Annotated in this window: 26 protein-coding genes and 3 tRNA genes; 10 read left to right on the top strand and 19 right to left on the bottom strand. The window is 58.3% G+C overall.

Annotated features, from left to right (window positions below; translation table 11 throughout):
* The 4 genes from FOT55_RS13520 to FOT55_RS13535 all read right to left on the bottom strand — a co-directional run bounded on the left by FOT55_RS13520 (position 1) and on the right by FOT55_RS13535 (position 1,825).
* Positions 1-73, bottom strand: a tRNA-Val gene (locus tag FOT55_RS13520).
* Between the two features lie 20 nt (positions 74-93).
* A tRNA-Val gene (locus FOT55_RS13525) sits at positions 94-170 on the bottom strand.
* A gap of 20 nt (positions 171-190) precedes the next feature.
* A tRNA-Val gene (locus FOT55_RS13530) sits at positions 191-267 on the bottom strand.
* Between the two features lie 181 nt (positions 268-448).
* Positions 449-1,825, bottom strand: a complete 1,377-nt coding sequence (locus FOT55_RS13535) for an MATE family efflux transporter (protein ID WP_043141143.1) — start codon at positions 1,823-1,825, stop codon at positions 449-451.
* A gap of 239 nt (positions 1,826-2,064) precedes the next feature.
* Between FOT55_RS13535 and FOT55_RS13540 the strand changes: the two genes are divergently transcribed.
* Both FOT55_RS13540 and FOT55_RS13545 read left to right on the top strand, forming a co-directional pair.
* A complete protein-coding gene (locus FOT55_RS13540; RefSeq protein ID WP_025302652.1) occupies positions 2,065-2,715 on the top strand; it encodes a riboflavin synthase in 651 nt (216 codons plus the stop codon).
* Positions 2,716-2,769: 54 nt separating this feature from the next.
* Positions 2,770-3,063, top strand: a complete 294-nt coding sequence (locus FOT55_RS13545) for an I78 family peptidase inhibitor (RefSeq protein ID WP_049207088.1) — start codon at positions 2,770-2,772, stop codon at positions 3,061-3,063.
* A 73-nt stretch (positions 3,064-3,136) separates the two neighbouring features.
* On the opposite strand, the gene cfa is transcribed toward FOT55_RS13545, so the two are convergent.
* Positions 3,137-4,288, bottom strand: coding sequence for a cyclopropane fatty acyl phospholipid synthase (gene cfa / locus FOT55_RS13550; protein WP_025302653.1), 1,152 nt, complete (start codon positions 4,286-4,288; stop codon positions 3,137-3,139).
* Between the two features lie 343 nt (positions 4,289-4,631).
* Complete coding sequence (punC, locus tag FOT55_RS13555; protein ID WP_049204292.1) at positions 4,632-5,843, bottom strand: purine nucleoside transporter PunC; 1,212 nt, start codon at positions 5,841-5,843, stop codon at positions 4,632-4,634.
* 123 nt (positions 5,844-5,966) lie between these two features.
* On the opposite strand from punC, the gene punR reads away from it, so the two are divergent.
* Complete coding sequence (punR, locus tag FOT55_RS13560; RefSeq protein WP_147823568.1) at positions 5,967-6,911, top strand: DNA-binding transcriptional activator PunR; 945 nt, start codon at positions 5,967-5,969, stop codon at positions 6,909-6,911.
* On the opposite strand, the gene purR is transcribed toward punR, so the two are convergent.
* Positions 6,908-7,933: an HTH-type transcriptional repressor PurR gene (gene purR / locus FOT55_RS13565; RefSeq protein WP_025302656.1), complete on the bottom strand. Its 1,026-nt coding sequence runs from the start codon at positions 7,931-7,933 to the stop codon at positions 6,908-6,910. The two genes, punR and purR, sit on opposite strands and share 4 nt — an antisense overlap.
* A gap of 324 nt (positions 7,934-8,257) precedes the next feature.
* Here purR and cydH point away from each other — a divergent pair, with 324 nt between their 5' ends.
* A complete protein-coding gene (gene cydH, locus FOT55_RS13570; RefSeq protein ID WP_019455989.1) occupies positions 8,258-8,347 on the top strand; it encodes a cytochrome bd-I oxidase subunit CydH in 90 nt (29 codons plus the stop codon).
* A 61-nt stretch (positions 8,348-8,408) separates the two neighbouring features.
* On the opposite strand, the gene sodB is transcribed toward cydH, so the two are convergent.
* Both sodB and FOT55_RS13580 read right to left on the bottom strand, forming a co-directional pair.
* Positions 8,409-8,987, bottom strand: a complete 579-nt coding sequence (gene sodB, locus FOT55_RS13575; RefSeq protein ID WP_004931333.1) for a superoxide dismutase [Fe] — start codon at positions 8,985-8,987, stop codon at positions 8,409-8,411.
* Positions 8,988-9,185: 198 nt separating this feature from the next.
* On the bottom strand, positions 9,186-10,004 hold the full coding sequence (locus FOT55_RS13580) for a C40 family peptidase (RefSeq protein ID WP_043141154.1): 819 nt from the start codon (positions 10,002-10,004) through the stop codon (positions 9,186-9,188).
* 416 nt (positions 10,005-10,420) lie between these two features.
* On the opposite strand from FOT55_RS13580, the gene FOT55_RS13585 reads away from it, so the two are divergent.
* Positions 10,421-10,768, top strand: coding sequence for a Grx4 family monothiol glutaredoxin (locus FOT55_RS13585; protein ID WP_004931329.1), 348 nt, complete (start codon positions 10,421-10,423; stop codon positions 10,766-10,768).
* 68 nt (positions 10,769-10,836) lie between these two features.
* Here the strand turns inward: FOT55_RS13585 and rnt are convergent, their stop codons facing one another.
* From rnt to FOT55_RS13615, 6 genes are all read right to left on the bottom strand, one after another.
* Positions 10,837-11,520, bottom strand: a complete 684-nt coding sequence (rnt, locus tag FOT55_RS13590) for a ribonuclease T (protein WP_049295485.1) — start codon at positions 11,518-11,520, stop codon at positions 10,837-10,839.
* Positions 11,521-11,599: 79 nt separating this feature from the next.
* Positions 11,600-12,007, bottom strand: a complete 408-nt coding sequence (gene gloA / locus FOT55_RS13595) for a lactoylglutathione lyase (RefSeq protein WP_004931325.1) — start codon at positions 12,005-12,007, stop codon at positions 11,600-11,602.
* A 335-nt stretch (positions 12,008-12,342) separates the two neighbouring features.
* Positions 12,343-13,446 (bottom strand): alkene reductase, encoded by a 1,104-nt coding sequence (nemA, locus tag FOT55_RS13600; RefSeq protein WP_147823569.1) that lies wholly within the window; start codon positions 13,444-13,446, stop codon positions 12,343-12,345.
* Between the two features lie 87 nt (positions 13,447-13,533).
* Entirely contained in the window at positions 13,534-14,154 is a 621-nt protein-coding gene (locus FOT55_RS13605) for a TetR/AcrR family transcriptional regulator (protein WP_025302659.1), read from the bottom strand.
* 102 nt (positions 14,155-14,256) lie between these two features.
* Entirely contained in the window at positions 14,257-15,894 is a 1,638-nt protein-coding gene (gene eptA, locus FOT55_RS13610; RefSeq protein WP_147823570.1) for a phosphoethanolamine transferase EptA, read from the bottom strand.
* A 139-nt stretch (positions 15,895-16,033) separates the two neighbouring features.
* Positions 16,034-16,675 carry an NAD(P)-dependent oxidoreductase gene (locus FOT55_RS13615; RefSeq protein ID WP_025302661.1) on the bottom strand — a complete coding sequence of 214 codons (642 nt, stop codon included), beginning with the start codon at positions 16,673-16,675 and terminating at the stop codon, positions 16,034-16,036.
* A gap of 139 nt (positions 16,676-16,814) precedes the next feature.
* On the opposite strand from FOT55_RS13615, the gene FOT55_RS13620 reads away from it, so the two are divergent.
* The 3 genes from FOT55_RS13620 to FOT55_RS13630 all read left to right on the top strand — a co-directional run bounded on the left by FOT55_RS13620 (position 16,815) and on the right by FOT55_RS13630 (position 19,003).
* The gene (locus FOT55_RS13620; RefSeq protein WP_025302662.1) at positions 16,815-17,744 is read left to right on the top strand and encodes a LysR substrate-binding domain-containing protein; all 930 of its coding nucleotides are present in this window, start codon (positions 16,815-16,817) and stop codon (positions 17,742-17,744) included.
* 23 nt (positions 17,745-17,767) lie between these two features.
* On the top strand, positions 17,768-18,007 hold the full coding sequence (locus tag FOT55_RS13625) for a DUF1289 domain-containing protein (protein ID WP_015377731.1): 240 nt from the start codon (positions 17,768-17,770) through the stop codon (positions 18,005-18,007).
* A gap of 99 nt (positions 18,008-18,106) precedes the next feature.
* The gene (locus tag FOT55_RS13630) at positions 18,107-19,003 is read left to right on the top strand and encodes an aldo/keto reductase (RefSeq protein ID WP_025302663.1); all 897 of its coding nucleotides are present in this window, start codon (positions 18,107-18,109) and stop codon (positions 19,001-19,003) included.
* Between the two features lie 61 nt (positions 19,004-19,064).
* Here the strand turns inward: FOT55_RS13630 and FOT55_RS13635 are convergent, their stop codons facing one another.
* On the bottom strand, positions 19,065-20,909 hold the full coding sequence (locus FOT55_RS13635; RefSeq protein WP_147823571.1) for a polyurethane esterase: 1,845 nt from the start codon (positions 20,907-20,909) through the stop codon (positions 19,065-19,067).
* 241 nt (positions 20,910-21,150) lie between these two features.
* Between FOT55_RS13635 and sodC the strand changes: the two genes are divergently transcribed.
* Positions 21,151-21,672 (top strand): superoxide dismutase family protein, encoded by a 522-nt coding sequence (gene sodC, locus FOT55_RS13640; RefSeq protein ID WP_025302665.1) that lies wholly within the window; start codon positions 21,151-21,153, stop codon positions 21,670-21,672.
* Here the strand turns inward: sodC and FOT55_RS13645 are convergent, their stop codons facing one another.
* From FOT55_RS13645 to FOT55_RS13655, 3 genes are read right to left on the bottom strand one after another with little or no spacing between them, the layout of a single operon-like run.
* Positions 21,673-23,703 (bottom strand): FUSC family protein, encoded by a 2,031-nt coding sequence (locus FOT55_RS13645; protein ID WP_025302666.1) that lies wholly within the window; start codon positions 23,701-23,703, stop codon positions 21,673-21,675. It abuts the gene before it with no gap.
* Positions 23,704-23,706: 3 nt separating this feature from the next.
* A complete protein-coding gene (locus tag FOT55_RS13650) occupies positions 23,707-24,570 on the bottom strand; it encodes an efflux RND transporter periplasmic adaptor subunit (protein WP_004931305.1) in 864 nt (287 codons plus the stop codon).
* A gap of 3 nt (positions 24,571-24,573) precedes the next feature.
* Positions 24,574-24,810: a DUF1656 domain-containing protein gene (locus FOT55_RS13655; RefSeq protein WP_004931303.1), complete on the bottom strand. Its 237-nt coding sequence runs from the start codon at positions 24,808-24,810 to the stop codon at positions 24,574-24,576.
* Positions 24,811-24,990: 180 nt separating this feature from the next.
* On the opposite strand from FOT55_RS13655, the gene slyA reads away from it, so the two are divergent.
* A complete protein-coding gene (slyA, locus tag FOT55_RS13660) occupies positions 24,991-25,422 on the top strand; it encodes a transcriptional regulator SlyA (RefSeq protein WP_004931301.1) in 432 nt (143 codons plus the stop codon).
* The last annotated feature ends 84 nt before the right edge of the window (positions 25,423-25,506 follow it).

Raw genomic sequence — 25,506 nt, forward strand, 5'->3', positions numbered from 1 at the left:
GCGTCCGAGTGGACTCGAACCACCGACCCCCACCATGTCAAGGTGGTGCTCTAACCAACTGAGCTACGGACGCACTGCACTGCTTCTGGAATTTGGTGCGTCCGAGTGGACTCGAACCACCGACCCCCACCATGTCAAGGTGGTGCTCTAACCAACTGAGCTACGGACGCACTGTACTGCTTCTGGAATTTGGTGCGTCCGAGTGGACTCGAACCACCGACCCCCACCATGTCAAGGTGGTGCTCTAACCAACTGAGCTACGGACGCATCTTTTCCTGTCTGTCATGGCTGACAGCGGGGACGAATATTAACGAGCTACCTGCGCGCTGGCAAGGGGAAAAGCGCAATTTTATTCGGTATTTCACGCGATTGCTGAGGTTGTGCGCAGTCCGGCGTTTTTTTCCGCAAACCGCAGCCCGGCCGGGGATGAAACCGGCCGGGAGCGAATTCAGCGCGTGGATCGCTGCAGGATGACGGCGGTCGGCTGTTTCTGCAGCCAGCGCATACGCAGCGCCATCATGATGGCGGCGAAGGTCAGGCCAATGATAAAGCCGATCCAGAAGCCGCTTGGCCCCATTGCCGGCACCACCACGTCGGTTAACGCCAGCAGATAGCCGCTCGGCAGGCCCAATACCCAATAAGCGATAAAGGTGATGAAGAAGATCGCTCGGGTGTCTTTATAACCACGTAGCACGCCGCTGCCGATCACCTGGATCGAGTCCGAAATTTGGTACAGCGCCGCCAACAGCATCAGCTGCGAGGCCATAGCCACCACCGCCGGGCTGTCGTTGTACAGCAGGGCGATCGGTTCGCGCAAGGTGGCGGTAAACAGCGCGGTGCAGACGGCCATGGTGATGCCGACGCCGATGGCGGAATAGGCGGCGACGCGCGCGCCTTCGACCGAGCCTTCCCCCAGACGATAACCGACGCGGATGGTGGCGCCGACGCCCAGCGACAGCGGCAGCACGAACATCAGCGCGCTGAAGTTAAGCGCGATCTGGTGGCCGGCGACCGCGACGATCCCGAGCGGCGAAACCAGCAACGCCACCACGGCGAACAGCGTGACTTCGAAGAACAGCGCCAGCGCCACCGGCATGCCGATGCCGATCAGGCGCTTCAGCGCTGCCCAGTCCGGGCCGCCGAGATCGCCGGCCTGGCGTTTGATGTCGCGCTGCGACGGCGCGCGCTTCACGTACCAGCGCATCATCAGGAACATGATCCAGTAGACGCTGCCGGTGGCGACGCCGCAGCCGACGCCGCCGAGTTCCGGCATGCCGAACTTGCCGTAGATGAAGATGTAGTTGATCGGGATATTCACCAGCAGGCCGAGGAAGCCGATCACCATGCCGGGCTTGGTTTTAGACAACCCCTCGCACTGGTTGCGCATCACCTGGAAGAACAGGTAGCCCGGCGCCCCCCACATGATGGCGTGCAGGTAGCCGACGGCTTTATCCGCCAGCTGCGGATCGATGTTGTGCATCATGTCGATGACGAACTTGCAGTTATACAGCACGACGATCAGCAGTACGGAGACGCCGGAGGCCAGCCAAAAACCCTGGCGCACCTGATGGCCGATACGATCGCGGCGGCCGGCACCGTTGAGCTGAGCGATAACCGGGGTCAACGCCAGCAGCAGACCGTGGCCGAACAGGATGGCCGGCAGCCAGATTGAGGTGCCGACCGCCACCGCCGCCATGTCGGTGGCGCTGTAAGCGCCGGCCATGATGGTATCCACCACGCCCATAGCGGTTTGCGATATTTGCGCGATAATGACCGGGATAGCGAGAGCCAATAAACTACGCGCTTCAATTAAGTACTTCTGCACGCATACACCTTTTCTATTTATATATGTGGGAGGGAGGGCTGCCGCGAGAGGACAACAATTAAAATAGCGGAATTTTGTCAAAAAGATTGTACCTGCTCGGCGTCGTTAAGCAAACGCCGCAGATAAATAGTTATTAAATGCGCAGCCATTCCTTTTTTACCGTCGCGGATTTGGTTTTCAGCGCCAACTGGGGCAAACTGCCGGTAGCGTTTTAACCTATTTAGCAAGAAGAGGCACATATGTTCACCGGTATCGTACAAGGCACCGCGCCGCTGGTCGCCATTGATGAGAAACCCAATTTCCGCACCCACGTGATCGAAATGCCTACCGAGCTGCTGCCGGGGCTGGAGCTGGGCGCGTCGGTGGCCCATAACGGCTGCTGCCTGACCGTCACCGCGGTGGAAGGCAACCGCGTCAGCTTCGATTTGATCAAAGAAACGTTGCGCCTGACCAACCTCGGCGATCTGGCGCTGGGCGACATCGTCAATATCGAGCGCGCGGCGAAGTTCAATGATGAAATTGGCGGCCATTTGATGTCCGGCCATATTATCTGCACGGCGGAGGTGGCCAAGATTTATACCTCGGAAAATAACCGCCAGGTATGGCTGCGCATGCCGGATGCGGAATTGATGAAATATGTGCTGCACAAAGGTTTCATCGGCATCGACGGCATTAGCCTGACCATCGGCGAAGTGGTGAATAACCGTTTCTGCGTGCACCTGATCCCGGAAACGCTGGATCGCACCACGCTGGGTAAAAAACGCCTCGGTGACAAGGTGAACATCGAGATCGATCCGCAAACGCAGGCGGTGGTGGACACCGTCGAGCGCGTGCTGGCCAACCGGGAAGCGACGCTGGCGGCGGCGGTGGCGCCGGCGCACAAAGACTGACAGCGATTCGGGCGTTGCCGCCGGAATCGAATCATAAGCAGAGAGGAGAAACGCGTGAAGTTTTATGGGAAAACGTTGTTGTTAACCGCGTTGCTGGCGCTGAGCGCCTGCAGCAGTTCGCCTGAGCAGGGCGCGGGCGCGCAAATGGCCGATGCGGACGATACCTGTGGCGCATCACAGTATCAAAACTTCGTCGGCAAACCGATGAGCTCGCTGGAAGGCGTACGGATCGACGCCAAGGTGCGAGCCATTCCGTACAACTCTGCCGTCACCATGGATTTCAACCTGCGCCGCCTGAACTTCCTTGGCGACAGCGACGATAAAATCATCCGCGTTTACTGCGGCTAAGCCGTACGCTTCGAACGAGCAAAAAAGGCCCCGGCGATGTGACTACCGGGGCCTTTTTTGTCGGGCAAGTGGCTTAGCGGGCGACGCGGATGCCGCCTTCAACACCTTTCGGGCTGAATACCACCTGCCACAGTTGCAGATCGCGCGCCCGGAACGCGCCGGCGCAGGCGTTCAGGTAATAGCTGAACATCCGCTCGAAGCGTTCGGAGTAGCGCGGGGCAAGCTGCGGCCACGCCTGTTTGAAGCGCTCGAACCAGGCCATCAGCGTGCGATCGTAGTCGGCGCCGATGTTGTGCCAGTCTTCCATCACGAAATGGCCTTCGCTGGCTTCGGCGATATGGCTCACTGAAGGCAGGCAGCCGTTCGGGAAGATATATTTGTTGATCCACGGATCGACGTTCATGTCGGTTTTGTTGGAACCGATGGTGTGCAGCAGGAACAGGCCGTGCGGCGCTAAATTGCGTTCTACCACATTGAAATAGGTGCGGTAGTTTTTCGGCCCGACGTGCTCGAACATGCCGACCGAGACAATGCGATCAAACTGCTGATGAAGATCGCGATAATCCTGCAGCAGGATCTGCACATCCAGCCCGGCGCAGCGAGCCTGGGCCAGCTTCTGTTGTTCGGCGGAAATGGTCACGCCGACCACCGACACGCCGTAATTCTTCGCCGCATAGGCAGAGAGGCCGCCCCAGCCGCAGCCGATGTCCAGTAAGCGCATGCCCGGCTGCAGCTGCAGTTTTTCGCAGATCATCCGCAGCTTCGCTTCCTGCGCTTCCTCCAGCGTGGTGGCGTCTTTCCAATAGCCACAGGAATACTGCATGTAAGGATCGAGCATCAGGGTAAACAGATCGTTGCCGAGATCGTAATGTTCTTTGCCGACGATCCAGGCGCGCTTTTTCGATTGCAGGTTGGTCAGGCGCGCGGCGGCGATCCGCAGGGTATCTTTCAGGTGGTGGGGAAGTTTCTTCTCCAGCCCGGCGCTGACCACGCGCTGGAAGAATATATCCAGCCGTTCGCACTCCCACCAACCGTCCATATAACTTTCGCCGAGGCCCAGTGACCCTTGTTGCAAAACGCGTTTAAAGAATTCGGGATTTTTAACCTGAATATCGAAAGGGCGCGATCCATTGATTTCGATACCGGCCAGACCGAGCATTTCGTGCGCGATGCGATACCACTGGTTATCCTGGATGCTCAGATCTTCTATACACGATGAACTCATAGCTTCTCCATCACCTTCTTCTGACTGATGACCCGTTAGGAAACAGCTTAGACAATTTCTGCGGGTGCATACGTATACCGACGGGAAATAAGCCCGCGGCGTCTGATATCCGACTATGAACAGAGGAAATTTAAAGAAACGACCCGACGCAAATGGCGCAGGATAAACGCCTCTTTAAAAAAGAGTGTGACGCAAGACGCGTACACAAGAGCTAATTGAGATATAGAGATTATAAGGTGTTACTTTATAAAGTTGTTTTTGAGTATAGGCGTGCCGAGGCGTTGACTCAACTGTAAATCGCACTCGGCGCGCATATTCTTTAAGTGATTATTAAGCTTGGCAATTATGACGCTGAGTTAGCATGTTTCCGCTGCGCCTTTTGCTGTGCATCGCCCGCTTTTCCCCGCTGGAGGAAATAGCCCAGCGCGGCGAGGATCACCGTAGACACCATCACCGTCACCGTCGCCAGCAGCGGCTGGGCAATAAACGCCGACACCAGCATGCTCGCCACAAAACACAGCCCCAACTGCAGCGTATTTTGCAGCGCGGCGGCTTTGCCGCTGCTTTCCGGGAACGGCATCAGCGCATTCGCCACCATGATCGGGTAGCCCGCGCCGTTGACCAGCGCCATCACGCAGAACGGGATCAGCAGCGTGGTGAGCGTCGGAGTGGTTACGGTCGCCACCAGATACAGCGCCACCATGCTGACACCATAAGCTACCAGCAGCCACGGCAGCAGGGTTTTGCCATTGATGCGTTTGAGAGCGGCGCGGCAGCCATAGCCCCCCAGCAGGAAAGCCAGCGTCTGCGGCACATAGCTCAGACCAATGTCGCTCGGGCCATAGCCCATATCACCGAGGATGAACGGCGAGCCGGTCAACCAGGCAAAGAAGCCGGCCGAGCAGGCGGCGTACATGGCGACGTTGCCGCTGAACACCGGGGATTTCAATAATTGCCAAAAACTGACGCTGCTTTTTGGCGCATCGGCAGCGGGTTGAGTTTTGGCGCGATCTTTGAGCAGCAACGTCGGCAGCAGCAGCAGGGCGGTGATGGCCAGCAACACGGCGAAGATCGCACGCCAGCTGGCGTGGTTAAGCAGCCAGGCGCCAAGCAGCGGCGCCAGCGCCGGCGACAGCGCGACCAGCGGCATGATGGTGGCGAATACGCGATTGGCCTGGCCTTCGCGATAGCGGTCGACCACCAGCGCTTGCCAGATGGCGGCGGCGGAACAGACGCCGACGGCCTGAATAAAGCGCAGTATCCAGAGTTGCACGGCATTTTCCACCCACAGCATGCCCAGGCAGCCGAACGCGAACAGCGTCAGGCCAATCAATAATACCGGTTTGCGGCCCAGCCGGTCGGAGAGCGGCCCCCACAGCAGCTGCGCGAAGGCGAAGCCGGCCAGAAATATGCTCAGGCTGGCGCTGACCGCGCCGGCGGAAATTTGCAGTTCCTCCCGCATGGCGCCAAAGGCGGGCAGGTACATATCGGTCGCCAGATAACCCAGCATGCTCAGGCCGGCGAGATAGAACATAAAACCAAAGGAGTTTCGCATGGTATTTCTCGTTAATATTTTAGTGTCGCAGGTTTTTAGCGCCGGCCAGTGTATCCGGCTGGATCTCTGCTTGTGAAACGGTAATATTTGCAAAGTGCTGTTAAAAAAATTGAAGGCAAAGCGATGTGGTCTGAATATTCTCTTGAAGTGGTTGACGCGGTGGCGCGCACCGGCAGTTTCAGCGCGGCGGCGCAGGAGCTGCACCGGGTGCCGTCGGCGGTGAGCTACACCGTGCGGCAGTTGGAACAATGGCTGGCGGTGCCGCTGTTTGAGCGGCGTCACCGTGATGTGGAGCTGACGCCGGCCGGCGCGTTATTTATCAAGGATGCGCGAGCTGTTATCAAAAAAATGCTCGACACACGCCGCCATTGTCAGCAGGTGGCTAACGGGTGGCGCGGTCAGCTGAATATCGCCGTGGACATCATCGTCAAACCGCAGCGCAGCCGCCAACTGGTGCTGGATTTCTACCGCCATTTCCCCGACGTTGAACTGATGTTGCAACCCGAGGTGTTTAACGGCGTGTGGGATGCGTTGGTGGACGGCAGGGCGGATATGGCGATTGGCGCCACCCGCGCGGTGCCGGTCGGCGGCGGCTTCGCCTTTCGCGACATGGGGTATATGAACTGGCTGTGCGTGGTCAGCCCGCAGCACCCGCTGGCGCAATTGGCAGGGGCGTTGAATGACGATCGGCTTAGGCCGTACCCTGCGCTTTGTCTGGAGGACACTTCGCGCAATCTGCCCAAGCGCGTCACCTGGACGCTGGATAACCAGCGGCGGCTGGTGGTTCCGGACTGGACCTCGGCGTTCGACTGTCTGTGCGCCGGGCTGTGCGTCGGTATGATGCCGGCGCATCTGGCGCTGCCGCGGGTGCAGCGCGGTGAGTTGAAGGCGTTGCAGCTGCAGCAGCCGTTTCCCGCCAGCCCGTGCTGCCTGACCTGGCAGCAGGATAAACCGTCACCGGCGATGAGCTGGCTGCTGGCGTATCTGGGTGATGGAGAGACGTTGAATCAGGAGTGGCTGAGTGAGGTGGAGCCGGAAGCTGCGCAGGCTTCCGGCGCGGGGGATTAGCGGCGGTAGTCGATGAACGGGCCGTCGGCGACCGAGCGGCGTTCGATCAGCTTCGGATGCACTTCGATCACCTGCGACTCTTCGCGCTTGCTGATGATGCGATCTAGCAGCATGGTGAAGGCCATTTCGCCCAGGCGCTCTTTCGGCTGGTGAATGGTGGTCAGCGCCGGGGTGAAGTAGCGGGCGTTGCGCACATTGTCGTAGCCGATCACGGAAATATCCTGCGGCACGCGCAGGCCCAGCTCGTCGGCGGCGCAGATGGCCCCCATCGCCATGATATCGCCGCCGCAGAATACCGCGGTCGGCCGCTGTTTTTGCGACAGGATTTGGTGCATCGCCTTATAGCCGGACTCCGGCTCGAAGTCACCCTGGACGATCCACTCTTCGCGAATGTCGATATTCGCTTCCTGCAGCGCCTTCATAAAGCCCTGGTGACGGCCACCGCCGGTGTTGCGTGACAGTTGGCCGGGAATGGCGCCGATATCGCGGTGGCCGCGCTCGATCAGGTAACGGCCGGCCAGATAGCCGCCTTCGAACGCGTTATCGATGATGGTATCGGTGAAGTCGCCGCGCGCGGCGCCCCAGTCCATCACCACCATCGGGATGTTACGGTAGTCTTCCAGCATGCCCAGCAGCTGATCCGGATACTCGGAGCACATGACCAGCAGGCCGTCGACGCGCTTTTGCGCCAGCATCGCCAGGTAGGCGCGCTGCTTGTCGAGATTATTGTGCGAGTTGCACAGGATCAGGGTGTAGCCTTTGCTGTAGCAGCTGTTTTCCACCGCCTCGATCACTTCGGCAAAGTAGGGGGCTTCGCTCGAGGTGGCCAGCAGGCCGATCGACTTGGTGTGATTGACTTTCAGGCTGCGCGCTACGGCGCTCGGCGAGTAGTGCAGCTCTTTAATGGCGGCCCACACGGCCGCTTTGGTCTCTTCGGCGACGAAACGAGTCTTATTGATGACGTGCGAAACGGTGGTGGTGGAAACGCCCGCGCGTTTGGCCACATCTTTAATCGTTGCCATGTAAGGAATGACTCCTGAACTCACATGTTTACAGCATGTAAGTGTGATGTTAATCGTTTGCCTACGTAGATCCTTCTCCAGAGAAGCGAAAACTGAGTTTTTAGTGTGTTGAAGTCTTCAGCGCTTAATCAGGAGGGGCATGAATGCCGGTACGCAGTTGTGAACTGCGAATTTTGTCGCATATTGAACAAAAGTGGAAGAGGTAATCGAGATTATAAACCGGGAAATGATAACAAGATTTTATCGGCGAACTGTGGGAAAATGATTTGACGTACTAATTGTGCGCCTTTTATCCTTAGGAAAGCCCATTTTAAAGGAGTTGTCATGGATACCGAATTGAAGATGTCGCTGTTCACTACCGTCTGCGCGCTGGCGGTCATTATCGCTTTCAGCTTCGTTGCCGCGTTGAACTGATTTACCCCCGGTTATAAAAAAGGCGCAGCCAGGCTGCGCCTCATCACCTCAGAACCTGCGCTTACGCCAGGTTTTCCGCTGCGAAGGTCCAGTTGACCAACGCCCAGAAGTTTTCCAGGTATTTTGGACGCGCATTGCGGTAATCGATGTAATACGCGTGTTCCCACACGTCAACGGTCAGCAGCGGTTTGTCTTCACCGGTCAGCGGGGTGGCCGCGTTGGAGGTGTTGACGATCGCCAGCGCACCGTCCGGTTTTTTCACTAGCCAGGTCCAGCCGGCACCGAAGTTTTTCACTGCGGCATCGGTGAACTGCTCTTTGAACGCAGCGAAAGAGCCGAAGGATTTGACGATCGCTGCCGCCAGTTCGCCCTGCGGTTCACCACCGCCCTGTGGTGACAGGCAGTGCCAGTAGAAGGTGTGGTTCCACACCTGCGCGGCGTTGTTGAAGACGCCGCCGTTAGAGGTCTTGATGATCTCTTCGAGCGATTTGCCCTCGAACTCGCTGCCTTTCACCAGGTTGTTCAGGTTAACCACGTAGGTGTTGTGGTGCTTGCCGTAGTGGTATTCCAGGGTCTCGGCGGAGATGTGCGGCTCGAGCGCGTTTTTCTCATACGGTAATGCAGGTAATTCAAACGACATTGCTTCCTCCTTTACAGCGCCATTCGCCTCTCGCCGGGCGAGAGTCATATGGGCCGTTTTTTATTGTGGTCATTCAATCTTAACAATTTTCATCATAAAAAACAGGAAGAAAAGCGAGAAATGCGCGTGGGGAGGTGCGATGGGCGATAGCTTGAGCAGGCGGTTGCGACCGGGGCCGCAACCGCACAGAGCAGGGAATTAACGGATAGTTTTCGGCGTTACTACGCGGCGTGCGCCGATGTAGTGGTTCTGCCAATAGTCGTTGTCGAGCTGGCTGATGCGGATCTCTTCACCGGTGCGCGGTGACTGGATGAATTTGCCGTTGCCGAGGTAGACGCCAACATGGTCCGCCACGCCGCGGTTGTTGATGCGGAAGAACACCAGATCGCCGCTTTCCAGTTCGCTTTTCTTGATCGGCGCCGCGTCGCGCAGGTGATACATCTCGTTGGCGGTGCGCGGCATTTTGATTTTCACCACGTCTTTATAGGCGTAATAGATAAGGCCGCTGCAGTCGAAGCCGGTGCGCGGCGAACTGCCGCCCCAGCGATAAGGCTTGCCCATCTGATCCATCAGCTTGGCCATCGCGGTCTGCTTGGCGTGTTGGTAGCGTTTTTTGTGCGCCGGGCTAAGTTTTAACGGCTTCTCGTCACGCACCAGTTTAGCGGTGGCCATACCGGCTTCGCGGTGGCGACCATAGCCTTTTTTATAGCCCTTCTTCGGCGGGGTGACTTTAATCTTGGCAGTTTTCTGCGCTTTGGCCTTGGGTTTTGCGCTGGCGATCTTTTTCGCGCTTTTCTCGCTTTTCGCCTTGGCGGTCTTGGTTTTTTTCGCGGGGGCCGTCACTTTGGCTTTTTTAGCGGCTTTGTCCGCTTTCTTTTTTCTGCGGTCATCGGGCCGCGCTTCATTAGCATGGCTTTTACGCTGCTCGGCGGCAACACGCGCCTGTGGCGCAGCGTGCGCCAAATTGAAGAAGAGCTGCGTAAACAGCAGCGCAAAGAGCGTAAGAATTAAACGCATGTCGACGTCACCAACCTTGGCCCCGAAGCGGATATCGAAAGAGTTACAGTATTCCCGAATTTCGCCATATAAAACAGCGAAGAACTCATAAATAATAATCCATATTGTGAGAAAACGTTAATGACATTTTTTTTGTTTCAAAATCAGCCTGTTGGTGTATAAAAAAGCGCCAGTCGGCGGTGGCGGATATAATTAAGTCGCGCCGTCATCGCGGCGCAATATATTAGTGAAATGGTCGGATTAAAAATGTTATTCTCAACGTATGTTTTGACCGGAATGACGTGGCCGGTGAAACGCGATCGGCGGCGGGCGAATATCCTTGCAAAAGATGGCGTTTTCTTGCGACTGTTCCAGCCGCTACAATAGCCCGCGTGATGCATGTTGTAGCCATGAAATGTGGCTTGAGGAAGCAATAAATGACGACGACACTTGAAAAAATTCAGCACCAGATCGCTGAAAACCCGATTCTGCTGTACATGAAAGGTTCGCCAAAGCTGCCGAGCTGTGGCTTCTCCGCGCAGGCAGTGCAAGCGCTGTCCGCCTGCGGCGAGCGTTTCGCCTACGTGGATATTCTGCAAAACCCGGACATCCGCGCCGAATTGCCAAAATACGCCAACTGGCCGACGTTCCCGCAGCTGTGGGTAGACGGTGAGCTGGTCGGCGGTTGCGATATCATCATCGAAATGTATCAGCGCGGCGAACTGCAGCAGCTGATCAAAGAAACGGCAGAAAAGTATAAAGCGCAGGAAGACCAGCAGTCTTAATCGACAGGCTTGTGGTTATCGCGTAACGGGCGGCGCCAGTGCAAACTGGGCCGCCTTTTTTGTTGGGCTTATTCGGCGAGATCGCCGGCGGGCAGCGGCCAGCCGCCGAGACGTTTCCAGCGGTTAACCAGCTCGCAAAACAGCAGGGCGGTTTGCTCGGTGTCGTACAGCGCAGAGTGCGCCTGGCTGCTGTCGAACGGCATACCGGCGGCGATGCAGGCTTTCGCCAACACCGTTTGGCCCAGCACCAGGCCGCTCAGCGCAGCGGTGTCGAAGGTGGCGAACGGATGGAACGGATTGCGCTTCAGGCCGGCACGTTCGGCCGCGGCCATCAGGAAGCTGTGATCGAAGTTGGCGTTGTGCGCCACGATAATGGCCCGGTTGCACCCGCGCTCCTTGAGCCCTTTGCGCACCGCTTTGAAAATGGCGTGCAGCGCGTCGTATTCGCTGACCGCGCCGCGCAACGGGTTGTGCGGATCGATGCCGTTAAACGCCAGCGCTTCCGGCTGCAGGTTGGCGCCCTCGAAAGGCTCCACGTGGAAGTGCAGAGTCTCGTCCTGCTGCAGCCAGCCATCTTCATCCATTTTCAGCGTCACGGCGGCGATCTCCAGCAACGCATCGGTATTGGCGTTGAAGCCGGCGGTTTCAACATCTATTACTACGGGATAAAACCCACGAAAACGACCACTCAGGGCGTTAAGATCACTTTTTTCGGCCATCAGTTTCTTATCTTCATCGAATGCAGCGCGCATTATGGCAAATTTTGCGCCCGGTTGCAGGCGCTATCGCGCGGAGAATCAGCAGGGCGCCAGCGCGCCCTGAAGGGGTGGCTTAATGGCCGAGGCCCTGACCGGCGTGTTTGTTTTCGATCAGCTCAATTTTGTAGCCGTCCGGATCTTCGACGAAGGCGATCACCGTGGTGCCGCCTTTCACCGGGCCGGCTTCGCGGGTGACCTTGCCGCCTGCGCGACGGATGCTGTCGCAGGTGGCGGCAACGTCGTCTACGCCCAATGCCAGGTGGCCGAAGGCGGTGCCCATGTCGTAGCTGTCGGTGCCCCAGTTATAGGTCAGTTCGATAACCGCGCCTTCGCTCTCTTCCGTATAGCCGACGAAAGCCAGGGAGTATTTGTACTCCGGGTTTTCGCTGGTGCGCAGCAGACGCATGCCTAATACCTTGGTGTAAAAGTCGATGGCACGTTGCAGGTCACCGACGCGGATCATGGTATGGAGTAAGCGCATAATTCCTCTGAATTGACTGTGCCGTGGCAGACGGCGGGTGGATTGAAGCACAAGCGAGTATAGCCTTGTCCTACAAGGGAATTCAATGTGACGAATGAGTGACAATGTCACCTGTCGGGTTTGGAGCGGTGGTGTTTAAATATTGATCGAGCGTACCGATCGATACGAAGTAATTGATCTGCACAATCAATTATCAATTCCCCACATAACCGTGTAGAAATTGAACTGCAGCATAAACAACACCAGGGAACCCCGGCCCGCCTTGTGCGGGCCTTTTTGCGCGCGGCGCATAAAAAACGGCCATGCGATTGCGTGGCCGTTGGGATCAGGACGGGTTACTTCGCCAGAAACGGATAGTCGGTATAGCCTTCGGCACCGCCGCCGTAGAAGGTTTCTGGCTTAGGTTCGTTCAGCGGGGCGTGCTGACGGAAACGCTCGACCAGATCCGGGTTGGCGATATAGCTGCGGCCGAAGGCCACCGCGTCGATGAAGCCTTTTTCGATCAACGCTTCGGCTTTTTCAGCGGTGTAGGCGCCGGCACCGACAATCACCCCTTTAAAGTGGGCGCGCACCGAGTCGCGGAAGGCGTCGGAATACGGTTTGCCGCCGGCCCAGTCCGGTTCGGAGATGTGCAGGTAAGCGATGTTGCGCTTATTCAGCTCTTCCACCAAATACAGCGCCGCTTCTTCCTGATCTTCACCGTTGTCCAGCCCATTGAACGGCCCAAGCGGCGAGATACGAATACCGATGTGCTCGGAACCCCATTCGGCAATGGTGGCATCGACCACTTCCAGCGTCAGGCGGGTGCGGTTCTCAATGCTGCCACCGTATTGATCGGTACGTTGGTTGGAAGCCGGTGACATGAACTGGTGCAGCAGATAGCCGTGGGCCGCATGCAGTTCGATGAAGTCGAAGCCGGCGTCACGCGCGTTGGCGGTCGCCTGGCGGAAATCGTTAACGATGCCCGGGATCTCGCTGGTTTCCAGCGCGCGCGGCGTAGAGGTCGGTACGCGTACCCAGGCGCCGGTTTCATCACGCACGGTGGTGCGGGTGTCGGCGTTGATTGCCGAAGGCGCGACCGGCGCTTGCCCGCCCGGCTGCAGGCTGGCGTGGGAGATGCGGCCTACATGCCACAGCTGTACGGCGATGTGGCCGTTTTTGTCGTGTACCGCCTGCGTGATGTATTTCCACGCGGCGATCTGTTCCGGGGTATGCAGGCCTGGCGCACCGGCGTAGCCTTTCGCCTGGAAGGAGATCTGCGTCGCTTCGGTCACGATCAGGCCGGCGCTGGCGCGCTGCGCATAATATTCCGCCATCAGTGGCGTAGGAATATCGCCCGGTTCGATGCTGCGCAGACGCGTCAGCGGAGCCATAAACACGCGGTTGGGCAGGGTGACGGCGCCAACCTTCAGCGGAGAGAGCAATTTTTCAGTCTTCATAGTGCATCCTGTATTTAATAGACCGGTCGTCTAGTGGTGGGCGATAAAAAAACACGAACTGCATTTTCACGAAAAAAGACGGTGGTGTTACGGCTGCGGCGGGCGCAGCAGCAACTCGATGCTTTCCAGCGCGCTGGTTAACGGCGCCAGCGAGTGACGGATCTTGGCGCGCAACGAGGCGCCGAGCCACAGTGAATACAGCGTTTCTGCGGTCGCCGCGGGGCTCATGGCCACCGACAGCGAGCCCTCGGCGATACCGCGCTCGATGGCCTCCTGCAGATGGCCGATCACGCGAGCGGTGCCCGTTTCCAGCGCATGGCGCATCGGTTCCGACAGATCGCTCACCTCGGCGGAAAGCTTCACCGCCAGGCAGGCGTTATGGCATTCGCTGCGGCAGTGATAGCTGATAGCCTGGGCGTAATAGCCGAGCAGCTGGTGGCGGGCATCGCCGCGTCTGTCGGCAAACAGCGCCTGCATCTGTGCGTCATAATGCGTGAAATAGCGTTGCAGCATCGCTTCGCCGAAGGCTTCCTTCGAGCGAAAATAGTGGTAGAACGAGCCTTTCGGCACGCCCGCGGTAGCCAGCAGTTCGCTCAGCCCCATGCCGGTAAAGCCCAGGCGCAGGCTGAGGGTTTCGCCGGTGGCGAGCAGATGTTCACGTGTATCCACGTTGCAATGCGTTGATTTGGTCATCATGGCGCCGAGCATAATAGACCGATTGGTCTAGGTCAATGGGAATAAAAAAACCGGCGCACAAAACGCCGGTTGTCTGCAAACTATTGTGCCCCAGTGGCACACGGAAGTTAAGCGCTACGCCGCGTTGCGGCAACGCTGCAGGATATCCAACTGGGATTGATATTCGCGGGTCTGTACGTTCAGCATGCCCAACAGGGTGTGGAACAGGTTGTCCTGCGACACGTCGTCCTTTTCCGCCAGCGTGTTCAGGCACTGGCGATCAATGCCGAAATTGCGCTGATAGTCGGCAGACATCCACATCAGGAAAGGCACGTGCGTTTGCTGACTCGGCGCGAAGACATAAGGCGTGCCGTGCAGATACATGCCGTTTTCCCCCAGCGATTCGCCGTGATCGGACAGGTAGACCAGCGCGGTATTGAACCGGTCGTCATACTGCCGCAGCAGCTTGATGGTGGCATCGAGCATTGCGTCGGTATACAGGATTGAGTTGTCGTAGGTGTTCACCAGCTGTTCATGACTGCAATCCTGGATCTGGTTGCTGTTGCAGGTTGGCGAAAACGTCTGGAATTCTGGTGCGCTGCGGCGGTAGTAAGCCGGGCCGTGGCTGCCCATCTGGTGCAGCACGATCACGCCGTCGTCTTTCAGGCTATTGATGTAGTCGTTCAGCTTGTACAGCAGCACGTTGTCCATGCAAACCTCACCGTCACAGTCCTGCGGCAGTTTCAGCTTGGTCATGTCCACGTGCGGCACCCGGTCACAGGCACCTTTGCAGCCGCCGTCATTATCGCGCCACAGCACATTGACGCCGGCATGCGCCAGCACGTCGAGCATGCCTTCTTGATACGTTGCCTGAGTCGCGTCGTACTCCTTGCGGGGCATGTTGGAGAACATGCAGGGGACGGAGATCGCCGTTTCGGTGCCGCAGGAACTGGCGTTCTTGAAGTAGACCACGTCGTCCTGCTTCAGGCGCGGGTTGGTTTCGCGCCCGTAACCTCCGAGGGAGAAGTTTTCGGCGCGGGCGGTTTCGCCCACCACCAGGATCACCAGCGTTTTCTTGGTCTGCTTGGCGATCAGCGGCCCTTTACGCGCGTCTTCACCGATCTTGACCAGCGGCAGATTGCGGGTGAAGTAACGTTGTTCGGTAAACTTGATGGTGCCGGCCACGAAGTTGGAAGGCGTCAACATCTTCACCACGCTTTTATTGTTGCGGATCAGCGAAGCGTAGTCTTTGTAGAACAGCGCGGCGACGATCAGGATCACCACCAACGACAGCATGACATTAGCGGCGCGCAGCCCGACCATGTACCACCAGGGGCGAGTCTGGCGAATTTGGGTGAAGCAGACCGCTACCGCCGGCAGAATGCCGAGCAGCGCCAGCCACAATCCCATGCGCGGCGTCAGCAGCGCGGTCGCCTCCTGCGGGTTGGTTTCGAAGGCGTTTTGCATCATGTTGCCGTCGATCACCACACCATAGCTGAACATGAAATAGTTGGCTGCGGCGCTGCCGAGCAAGAAAAAGATGATCAACGGCTTACGCAGGTAGGGCACGGTCAACACGCTGAAGATAATATTCAGCGCACAGAAGATCACCACCGGCATGCTCGCCGCGAAAATCACGCTGTGGACGCTATCGAAGGTGATATACGACCAGGCGCGATGCAGGAATAACGCGTTTTGAAATAGAGTGAAGAACAGGGCGGTGGCGAGGGTAAAACCGAGGCTGTTGCACTGTAAGCGTTGACGTAACCACATTGCCAATGTCGGGATCCTGAAAGTAGATAATGTCGTGAAATCTACCGGATGAAACTTAAGAAAACCTTAGAAATTCAGAATACTGGCGACGGAGAATACGTGAAAACCGCCAGGCCTTATGGCCTGGCGGTGGGGCAGTTTAGTAGGCGGCGGTGAATTGCGCGCGAATAAACTGAGGTTTTTCAATCTCATCAACGATAGCGACCGCCAGATCTTCCACCGAAATGCTGGCCGGCGCGTCGCCGTTCATCAGCAGTTGCGTGGTGCCGAGGCGGAACTGGCCGGTGCGTTTGCCCGGCTCCAGCAGGGCGGCCGGCGAGAGATAGGTCCAGTCGAGTGCTGATTCGTTGCGCAGTTTATTGCGCAGATCGCGCACCGCCTGCGCGCCGGGGCGGATATTTTCCGGGAACTGCGGCGTATCCACCAGTTCAACGCCCGGCGCCACTTCCAGGCTGCCTGCGCCGCCCACCACCAACAGGCGCTTGACGCCTGCCTGCCCGACAGCGGTAAGGATCTGCTGGGCGCCGCGCGTAGTCTTCTCATACAGGTTGTCTTCGCCCCAGCCGGGATTGTAGGCGCTGATCACCGCATCCTGACCGTGCAACTGCCCCGCCAGCCAGGCGGTGTCGGCGACGTCGCCCAGTGCGATGGTCAGATTGGCGTGCTCCGGCAAATCTTTTTTCTGGCGGGCGATTGCCGTTACCTGAATACCGCGAGCCAGCGCTTCATCTACCACGCGGCGGCCAACAAAACCGGTTGCTCCAATAATGGCTACTTTCATCTGTATGCTCCTTCGGGGATAGGTTCAGTATCGTAAGGCAGGCCGATGTGCCTGCTGCGTGGTGTCTACTCTAGTCCTTAACAATAGCCGTGATTAGTGCCATATTCATGCTTTCTTGATTAAGTAAAACTTCATAATCGTGGATAAACTCAATCGAATGGCGGTATTCGCCACCGTGGTGGCGGAGGGATCGCTGGCCGGCGCGGCGCGGCGTCTGGGCATGACGCCGTCGGCGGTCAGTCAGCATATGCGCTCGCTGGAGAAGGCGCTCGGGGTGCCATTGCTGCATCGTTCCACCCGCCGTCTGGCGCTGACCGAGGCGGGAGCCGCGTTCTATCCCGGCTGCGAGGCGATGCTGCAACAGGCGAAGCAGGCGGAGCAGCGGCTGGCGGAGCTGCGGGATACGCTGGTGGGCGAGCTGCGCATCGCCACCCCGGTCGGCATCGGCGGCCGTTCGTTGGCGGAGGCATTGTCGCCGCTGCTGCAGGCGCACCCCAAGCTGACGCTGCGGGTGCTGGCGGACGATCGCATCGTCGACATGATAGAACAGCGGGTCGACATCGCGCTGCGGGCCAACCGTCAACTGGCGGACGCCAATATGATCGCGCATCCGCTGACGGCGTGGCCGATGGTGCTGTGCGCCGCGCCGCGTTATCTCAGCCAGCATGGGGTGCCGGAAAAACCGCAGGATTTGGTGCAGCACCGCTGGATCTCCAGCGGCTACAGCGGGGCCCATCTGGACTTGCTGCATCAGTCCGGCCAGCAGGTTAAGCTGCGGCTGGCGGAAGGGCAGATCGTCAGTGAGAGCATGAACGTAATGCGCGCCTTTACCCGTGCCGGGCTGGGCATTTCCGTTCAGCCGCTGTATGAAATTGGCGATGAGCTGCAGCGCGGCGAGCTGTTGCTGTTGTTGCCGGAGTGGCGGCCGGCGCCGCTGCGGCTGAACGCGCTGACGCTCGAACGCACTATGCCGGAGAAAAGCCGCCAGGCGCTGCGCTATTTGCGCGACTATTTTCGCCGCAATGGCGAAAAGGGACTTGCCAGCGGCGGCGATGGCGTCTTCAATTAGCAAGAGAACGCAGGAGGAGCCCCGTGGCGCAGCAGCTTGAGTTTTTCGACATTCCCAGCCCGTGTCGCGGCATTTGCCAGGCTGACGATCGCGGATTCTGCCGTGGCTGCCTACGCAGCCGCGAGGAGCGTTTCGGCTGGATGAACATGAGCGACGCGCAAAAGCGCGAGGTGCTGCGCCTGTGCCGTCAACGCTTCCTGCGGCTGCAGCGTGCCAATAAAGCGCCTGACGAGCCGCTGCCTGAGCAGCCGTCGCTGTTTTAACCTTTCCTGATCTGCCGCACGTTCGTGTGGCTTACCGCTTCCCTGTGCCTCACCGGCTTGTGTATGCTGACTGACAACTAATGTCATGAGGTTTTCGCAATGGTAGAACGTATTCGTCTCGCGCCGCAGGGGCCTGAATTTTCCCGCATGATTTGCGGTTACTGGCGGTTGATGGAGTGGGGCATGTCGCCGCAGCAGCTGCTGACGTTCATCGAACAGCATGTCGAACTGGGCGTCACCACCGCCGATCACGCCGATATCTACGGTGGCTATGCCTGCGAACAGGCGTTCGGCGATGCGCTGCGCCTGAAGCCGGCGCTGCGCCAGTCGCTGGAATTGGTGACCAAGTGCGGCATCGCCACCACCGCCAAGCCCGGCAACCCGATCGGCCACTACATCACCGATCGCGATCATATCGTACAGAGCGCGGAACAGTCGCTGCGCCATCTGCATACCGACTACCTGGACCTGTTGCTGATCCACCGCCCGGATCCGTTGATGGACGCTGACGACGTGGCCGAAGCCTTTGTCGCGCTGCACAAAAGCGGCAAGGTGCGCCATTTTGGCGTCTCCAACTTTACGCCTGCGCAGTTCCAACTGCTGCAGTCGCGCCTGCCGTTCTCGCTGGTCACCAATCAGGTGGAGATCTCGCCGATTCACCAACCGGCGATCCTGGACGGCACGCTCGACCAGTGCCAGCAGCTGCGCATCAAGCCGATGGCCTGGTCCTGCCTGGGCGGCGGCCGCTTGTTCAACGATGCTGAGTTCCAGCCGCTGCGCGACGAGCTGCAGCGGGTGGCGCAAGAGATCGGCGCCGAGACCATCGAGCAGGTGGTGTACGCCTGGGTGATGCGCCTGCCGTCTTCGCCGCTGCCGATTATCGGCTCCGGCAAGATTGAGCGGGTGCGCTCGGCGCTGAAGGCGCAGAAACTGGTGTTGAACCGCCAGCAGTGGTTCCGCATTCGCAAGGCGGCGCTGGGGTATGACGTGCCCTAAGGCGGAGCAGAAAGAGGAAAGCCGGGCGGCGAAAGCGCCCGGCTTTTTTTTATGCTGATCCTTAGGCCAACACCACCTGATCGGTATTGAAGTGATCGAGCGAGACGCCGATCAGCGTGACCTGGCTGTGCCCGAAGGCCAGCACCAGATCGTCGTTTTGCTGCGTGGCGTAGTCGCGAATATTCCCGCTGGCGCCTTCGGTACCGATAAACACCAGTTTATCGGTGGCGTTGAAGCCATACAGCTGGTCGCGGCCAAAATCCCCGCTGAACAGGAAGGTATTGCCGTTGCCGACGCCCTTCAGGATGTCATCGCCGCTGCCGCCGACGAAGGTCAGGTTGCCGCCGGCGTGGCCGATCAGCGTGTCGTTGCCGGCGTTGCCGAACAGCCAGGCGTCGTGGCCGCGAGCCTGCAGGAGATCATCGCCGTCGCCGCCGGTGGTAGTGGCGGCATAGGCTTTGAGGCCCGCATCCGATTTCAATCCGGTTGCTGTCACCTGGTGATCCACCTCTTTGCTGAAAATCAGCCAGGAGGTTTCTTTGCTGCGCAGGGTGCTGATGTCGTCCGCCAGCGTAATGCCGCCCTTGGCATCGCGCAGGTAAAGCGTGTTGCCGTCGTAGGCGACCTCGGTGTTTTTCAACGCCTGCTGGGTATCGAAGATATTGTGGCCTTTGCCGCCGGCGATCAGGTTATAGCCGCCGGCGTCGCGGAAGATATCGTCGCCGTCGCGGCCCTCGAGATAGTCGTTGCCTTTGCCGCCCTTGATCAAATCATTGCCGTCGCTGCCGATGATAAACGTCGGTCCGCTGTGCGTTTCCGCGTTGCGGTTCAGGTCTTCCACCCAGGTATTGCCGCGCGTCACGTTCGACAGGTTGGAGACGATGATGGTCGAGTCCTTGTCGGTCAGTGAATAAAACTCGGAGTTCAGCACCCGCATCAGGCCGTCCTGATAAAAGAACGGCAGGTGCGACAGCCAGGTCGGAATGTTGAGAATGGAAAACGGCAGCAGGTTCCAGGCGTCCGACGCGTAGTGGTCGTTGAAGTTGACGATATTGTTGGTGGCGGAGGCGTGCGGCGCATCGTGTACGCCCAGTGACGGCAGGGTCAGTGAGGTGCCGTCGAGCGCGCGGAACACCGGGTCGTTCTCGTAGCCGATGTTGATCACCTTACCGCCGGCTTCGTACTGGGTCGGCGAGGCGAAGGCGACATAGTTGGACTGCGCGTAGAAGCCGCCCCAGTTGGCGTCGCTCTGCGCTGCCATGCTATTGACCGCCAGCCCGCCGAGGCTGTGGCCGCTGACCACCACGTCTTCACCGCTCAGCCCGTGGGCCTTAGCGAATTTCGCCACGTCGCCCAGCAAATTGCCGAAGGCCTTCAGCGTATAGCCGTCGGCATAGCCTTTCGGCCCGAACCCGGCCAGCAGATCGTTAATCACATCGCCGATGGTATCGCCGATCAACGACTCGCGCGGGCCGCTGGTGCCGCGAAATGAGATGCCAATGGCGGTGAGATTGCCTTCGCTGTCATATTTGCCCAGTACTTCGGCCTGCGCGGTGGTGTAACCGGCTGTCTCGCCGTAGTAGGTGCCGCGCGCATCGGTTTTGCCGGCGTAACCGAGCTTCGCGGCGCTGATCACCGACCAGCCGGCATTGTTTACCGCCTCCTGCGCGGCCTGTTCGGAGTCGGGGTTCCAAGGGAGGCCAGGCAGGCCACCCTGCGACTGGGTACTGCCGATCAGCGCAGTGACCAGCGTCAGCGGCAGACCGAGGCCGAAACCGGTCTGGTGATAGCCTTCATCGAAGCCGTTATCGATATTATGGTAAGCGTAGGTAGAGATGGCCAAGGCGTCGGAAAACAGCGCCTTCGACGCATTTTCGTCCAGATCCTTATAGCTAAAGATGCCCATATCAGTTCCTTATGAAGTATGCCGCCTGGCCGGGGAGTGAACTCTCATGCGTCGGCGGTGGAAACAGGGAAACAACGTTAGCCGAACGACAGCTGGTCAGAGGACCAACATCGGTAGAAATAGTATTAGCCCTAAATATTAGGCCTGCGAATCAAATTAGCGAGATTGTGCGTTGGTTAACAGTGCCGGCGCAGGCTCTCCTATACTGATAGCTCGATGTAGTCATTAAGGAGACTGATTGATGAAACGTTATTGGTATGCGGCGCTCGGCTTGATGGCGTGTGGCGCGGCTCAGGCGGCGACAGCTGACGTTGAGATGCATCTGGTGACCGGGCAGGGTATCGGTCAGGATATCGGCAAGGTAGTCATCAGCGAAACGCCGTATGGCTTACTGTTCACGCCGAGCCTGAAAGCGTTGCCGGCCGGAGTACACGGTTTCCACGTGCATGAAAAAGGCAGCTGCGAGCCGGGCATGAAGGAAGGTAAAGCGGTGGCGGCGCTGGCGGCCGGCGGACATTTCGACCCGCAAAAGACCGGGAAACACCTCGGGCCGTACGCCGACGGGCACCTGGGGGATTTGCCGGCCATCTATGTGACCGCCGACGGCATGGCAAACTACCCGGTGCTGGCACCGCGGCTGAAAAAAATCAGCGAAATAGAGGGTAAGGCGCTGATGGTGCACGCCGGCGGCGATAACCATTCGGATCATCCACAGCCGCTCGGCGGTGGCGGCGAACGCTTCGCCTGCGGCGTGGTCAAGTGATCATCCGCCGCTAACGGCCGGTGCGGCGGCGGGCTGCCCCATCGCCTGTTGCAATTGCTGCAGTGAGCAGTAGAGCCGCCAGATCAGGCCGGCCAGATCGCGCGCCGCCTGTTCCGGGTGGTGCGCCAACGCGTTGCTCATGCGCAGCAGCTCCTGCAGCGTGGCGTCCAGCGAACTGTGCTGCACGCCTTTCTCCGTCATAATGCCGCGCAGGCAGTGGATACAGACGTTGCGCACCGCCGACAGCGGATCGGAACGGGTCTGCCAGTCGCGCAGCTGCCAGACGATATGGCTGCAGTTGAGCAGCACCACGCCCCAGCGCAGCAGCCAGGTGCGGGCCTCCTGATCCTGACTCTGATTGAGTTGGCTGATGCGATGGTAGATCAGCGATTCGAACTGGCTTTCGCTCTGCTGCGGCTTTTTGCTCAACTGATCGATAAAATCGCGCCGCAGCGCGCGGATAATGCGGCGGCTTTTTCGCTTGTCCGAACTGGGGCGTAGGATCTGAAACGCCAACCCGGCCAGCAATACACCGACGATTTTACCGATGTTGTCATTGATAAAGGACTGGTAGTCATAGCTCGGCGGGTTGCTGACGGTCAGAAACGAGCCCATGAAGACGATCAGCTGCCCCCAGAGCGCGGCATAAGGCGGATTCTGCAGCTTGAGCATTTGCATGGTCACCAGAATAGGGAACAGGAAGGCGCAGAACACCCAGAAGTCGTCAATCTGGATCATCAAACCGAATTTCACCACAAAGCAGGCGACCGAGAGCAGCAGCACCGCCTTGAGCAAGGTGCTGACGCTGTTGATCGGCGAAGGCGTGGAGGAGTAGAGCACGCAGCTGATGGCGGTGAGCGTTAGCGCCGCGCTGCCGGCGTCCCACTGCGTGTTGATCCAGTAGGCGCAGCCGATCACGATGCATAAAAAGGTGCGCAGGCCGTTATAGGCGGCTTCGTAGCTGTCGGTGTGGCGCGCCAGTGAGGTGACGTGCGGCGGCTGGAGATCGCTGACCGCCGTGGCGCTTTCCAACCGCAGCAGCCAGCGGTTGCAGCGCAGGTAAAGCCAACAGAAATCGCGCAACCGCAGCCAGAAGGCGCGATGGCGGTAGTCCGTCGCATCTTGCGGGGCGATCTGCTGGAGCAGACGCGCCAAGCGATATTTATCGGTGGCGGGATCGCGCAGCTCGTCCAGCAGCTGTGTCAGCACCGGCATCAGATTAGCAGGGCGATCCGGCCAGTTCAGCAGCATGCGGCGCAGGCTGGAAATGACGCTGGTAATGCGCAGCTGCTGGTGCAGCAGATAGTTGAGCAGGTTATTTTGCCGCCGCAGCCGGTAGTGGCTCCAGAATGCCTGAATGCGCAGCAGGTTCATGGTCAGGATCTGGCCGATGACCCCCTCGTGCGAGGTGCGCATCTGCGCGGTGACCTCCGGCTGCCACAGCATGGCGGCGTGCTCCAGCAGGCGTAGCTGCATGCGCCGCAGCGAGGTCAGCAAGGCTTCGCCGTCAGAGGTGCTGGGCAGGATCATCATCATCAACCCGCCGCACAGAATACCGGTGATCACTTCGCAAACCCGCGCCTGAGCGATATCGAATATCTGCTGGGTATCGGTGACGTTGACCGTACCGAAGGCGATGATGGCGGCGGTATAGCCCGCCAGCGCGAAGGCGTAAGAGACGTTGTTTTGGTAATGATTCGAGACGTAGGTGCACAGCCCGATCCAGGCGGCGATGAACAGCGTAAACAGCCAGGGATCGTTCAGACAGTGGCCGGCGATCGCTACCGAGGCGGCGGCGCCCACCAGGCTGCCGAAGATGCGGCCGATGCTTTTGCTGATCACGCCGCCGATGGTGGGGAAACTCACCACCGCGGCGGAGGTGAGCGCCCAATAGGGTTCGTCGAGCTCGAGCACGAACGCCACCCACAACGCCAGACACATCGCCAGCGAGTTGCGCAGCGCATAGCGCCATTGGCCGCCGGTCGCCTTACCCCAGGGGGTACGGCTCCACTCCAGAAAAGGCAGGTTCACACTTTAGTTCCGCTGATGAATCGAAATGGTGCAGGTGGTACCGGCGACCAGCGTCAAATCGGCGGGCACGTTGAGCAATTTTATCCGCACCGGCACACGCTGGGCCAAACGTACCCAAGGAACATTGGGCTTAACGTCCATTAATAGATCGTTGCTGCTGTCGACGCTCTGATCGTAAATGGCGCGTCCGATGCTCTCTACTTCCCCCTGCAGCGGCGTGTTGCCGTTATATAAAACGATGTCCGCTTTATTGCCTTCTTTTATATGCTTCAGCTTGGTTTCTTCGAAATATCCGAGCACATAAAACGAATGCACATCCACCAACGCCACCAGGGGCGTGCCGGCGTTGGCGTAGTTTCCGACGCGTGCCTGCAGGTTGGTGATATAACCGTCGGTTGGCGCATAAATTTTGGTTTTGCTCAAATTCCATTTGGCCTGTTCCAGGTTGGCCAGGGCGGCTTTATAGGCGGCCTTCATTGCCTGAGCGGCTAAATTGGACTCGTCCAAGTCTTCAGCGGAAATAACGTTACGCGGTAAACCGCGGCGGCGGGCAGCCTCATGGTCCGCTTTGGCCAGATCGGATTGCGCTTTTGCCACCGCGGCCTCGGCATTGTCCAGCGCAATCTGGTAGGGCACCGGGTCGAGGGTAAAAATCAGACTTCCCGCAGGTACGAACTGATTGTCATTCGCGCTTATTTTCTCTAATCTTCCAGAGACTTCAGGGGTGATATTGACGAGTTCTGCGCGCACTTTTCCGTCACGGGTCCATGGGGATTGCATATAATAATTCCATAGCCACCAACCGGCGCAGACGGCAATGGCGCAGACGATCACCGTAGAGAAGTATTTTAATGTTTTATGCTGCATGGGTTACCAACTCGCTAAAATCCATAAGGAACCGCTGACGGTCAGAACGAAAATGGACAGGTCCATCAACATGGGATGCCAGATTTCACCGGAATACATCCAGTCTCTCAGCAGCTGATGAATCAGCAGCCATAAGACCAGTCCTAGTAAAAAAGCTTTAAATATAGGTGGAAAATAAAGCGATGCCCCCAGGACCAAATCGGGTAAGGGGGATGAGGTGTGTAACCATGATGTATTCACATTAACAATCCCTAAGGGTGAATATGTTGAATATTTGCATAACGATTAAACAATAGCGGCTAAAAATAGTGGTTATTTCCACAATATACATTATATACATTTGTGTTTTTAATGTGAGTTACCCAAAATAGTCTAAGCTCTGGGAGGTAATGTTAGCATGCTAATTATAAGGAGGGGTAAGTGGAGTCAACATTAGGTTCAGATTTAGCACGATTGGTTCGTGTTTGGCGAGCGCTCATCGATCACCGGCTCAAGCCGTTGGAGCTGACCCAAACGCATTGGGTTACGTTGCACAATATCAATCGCTTGCCGCCGGAGCAGTCGCAAATCCAGCTGGCCAAGGCGATCGGTATCGAGCAACCGTCACTGGTTCGCACGCTGGACCAACTGGAGGAGAAAGGGCTGATCACGCGTCACACCTGTGCCAACGATCGCCGCGCGAAGCGCATCAAGTTGACCGAAGCGGCCGATCCGATCATCAGAGAAGTCGATAGTGTGATCACGTCTACGCGCAGTGAGATTTTAAGCGGCATTACCGCCGACGAAGTGCATCTGTTGGTAGGGCTGATTGGCAAGTTAGAACAAAATATCACCGAACTGCAGAACAAATAATAATATTCTTATTTTCTACGATTACAGTTTCACAGCATCAGAAATAAAACCGGAGGCGATTGCCTCCGGTTTGCCGTGTGCCGC

Origin of the sequence: Serratia bockelmannii, from assembly GCF_008011855.1 — a bacterium.
Taxonomy (GTDB): Bacteria; Pseudomonadota; Gammaproteobacteria; order Enterobacterales; family Enterobacteriaceae; genus Serratia; species Serratia bockelmannii.

Bases quoted from the DNA above. Each gene is read 5' to 3' on its own strand.
- FOT55_RS13540 (WP_025302652.1), top strand. From the start codon at position 2,065: ATGTTCACCGGTATCGTACAAGGCACCGCGCCGCTGGTCGCCATTGAT.
- cfa (WP_025302653.1), bottom strand. From the start codon at position 4,288: ATGAGTTCATCGTGTATAGAAGATCTGAGCATCCAGGATAACCAGTGG.
- punC (WP_049204292.1), bottom strand. From the start codon at position 5,843: ATGCGAAACTCCTTTGGTTTTATGTTCTATCTCGCCGGCCTGAGCATG.
- punR (WP_147823568.1), top strand. From the start codon at position 5,967: ATGTGGTCTGAATATTCTCTTGAAGTGGTTGACGCGGTGGCGCGCACC.
- purR (WP_025302656.1), bottom strand. From the start codon at position 7,933: ATGGCAACGATTAAAGATGTGGCCAAACGCGCGGGCGTTTCCACCACC.
- cydH (WP_019455989.1), top strand. From the start codon at position 8,258: ATGGATACCGAATTGAAGATGTCGCTGTTCACTACCGTCTGCGCGCTG.
- sodB (WP_004931333.1), bottom strand. From the start codon at position 8,987: ATGTCGTTTGAATTACCTGCATTACCGTATGAGAAAAACGCGCTCGAG.
- FOT55_RS13580 (WP_043141154.1), bottom strand. From the start codon at position 10,004: ATGCGTTTAATTCTTACGCTCTTTGCGCTGCTGTTTACGCAGCTCTTC.
- FOT55_RS13585 (WP_004931329.1), top strand. From the start codon at position 10,421: ATGACGACGACACTTGAAAAAATTCAGCACCAGATCGCTGAAAACCCG.
- rnt (WP_049295485.1), bottom strand. From the start codon at position 11,520: ATGCGCGCTGCATTCGATGAAGATAAGAAACTGATGGCCGAAAAAAGT.
- gloA (WP_004931325.1), bottom strand. From the start codon at position 12,007: ATGCGCTTACTCCATACCATGATCCGCGTCGGTGACCTGCAACGTGCC.
- nemA (WP_147823569.1), bottom strand. From the start codon at position 13,446: ATGAAGACTGAAAAATTGCTCTCTCCGCTGAAGGTTGGCGCCGTCACC.
- FOT55_RS13605 (WP_025302659.1), bottom strand. From the start codon at position 14,154: ATGCTCGGCGCCATGATGACCAAATCAACGCATTGCAACGTGGATACA.
- eptA (WP_147823570.1), bottom strand. From the start codon at position 15,894: ATGTGGTTACGTCAACGCTTACAGTGCAACAGCCTCGGTTTTACCCTC.
- FOT55_RS13615 (WP_025302661.1), bottom strand. From the start codon at position 16,675: ATGAAAGTAGCCATTATTGGAGCAACCGGTTTTGTTGGCCGCCGCGTG.
- FOT55_RS13630 (WP_025302663.1), top strand. From the start codon at position 18,107: ATGGTAGAACGTATTCGTCTCGCGCCGCAGGGGCCTGAATTTTCCCGC.
- FOT55_RS13635 (WP_147823571.1), bottom strand. From the start codon at position 20,909: ATGGGCATCTTTAGCTATAAGGATCTGGACGAAAATGCGTCGAAGGCG.
- sodC (WP_025302665.1), top strand. From the start codon at position 21,151: ATGAAACGTTATTGGTATGCGGCGCTCGGCTTGATGGCGTGTGGCGCG.
- FOT55_RS13650 (WP_004931305.1), bottom strand. From the start codon at position 24,570: ATGCAGCATAAAACATTAAAATACTTCTCTACGGTGATCGTCTGCGCC.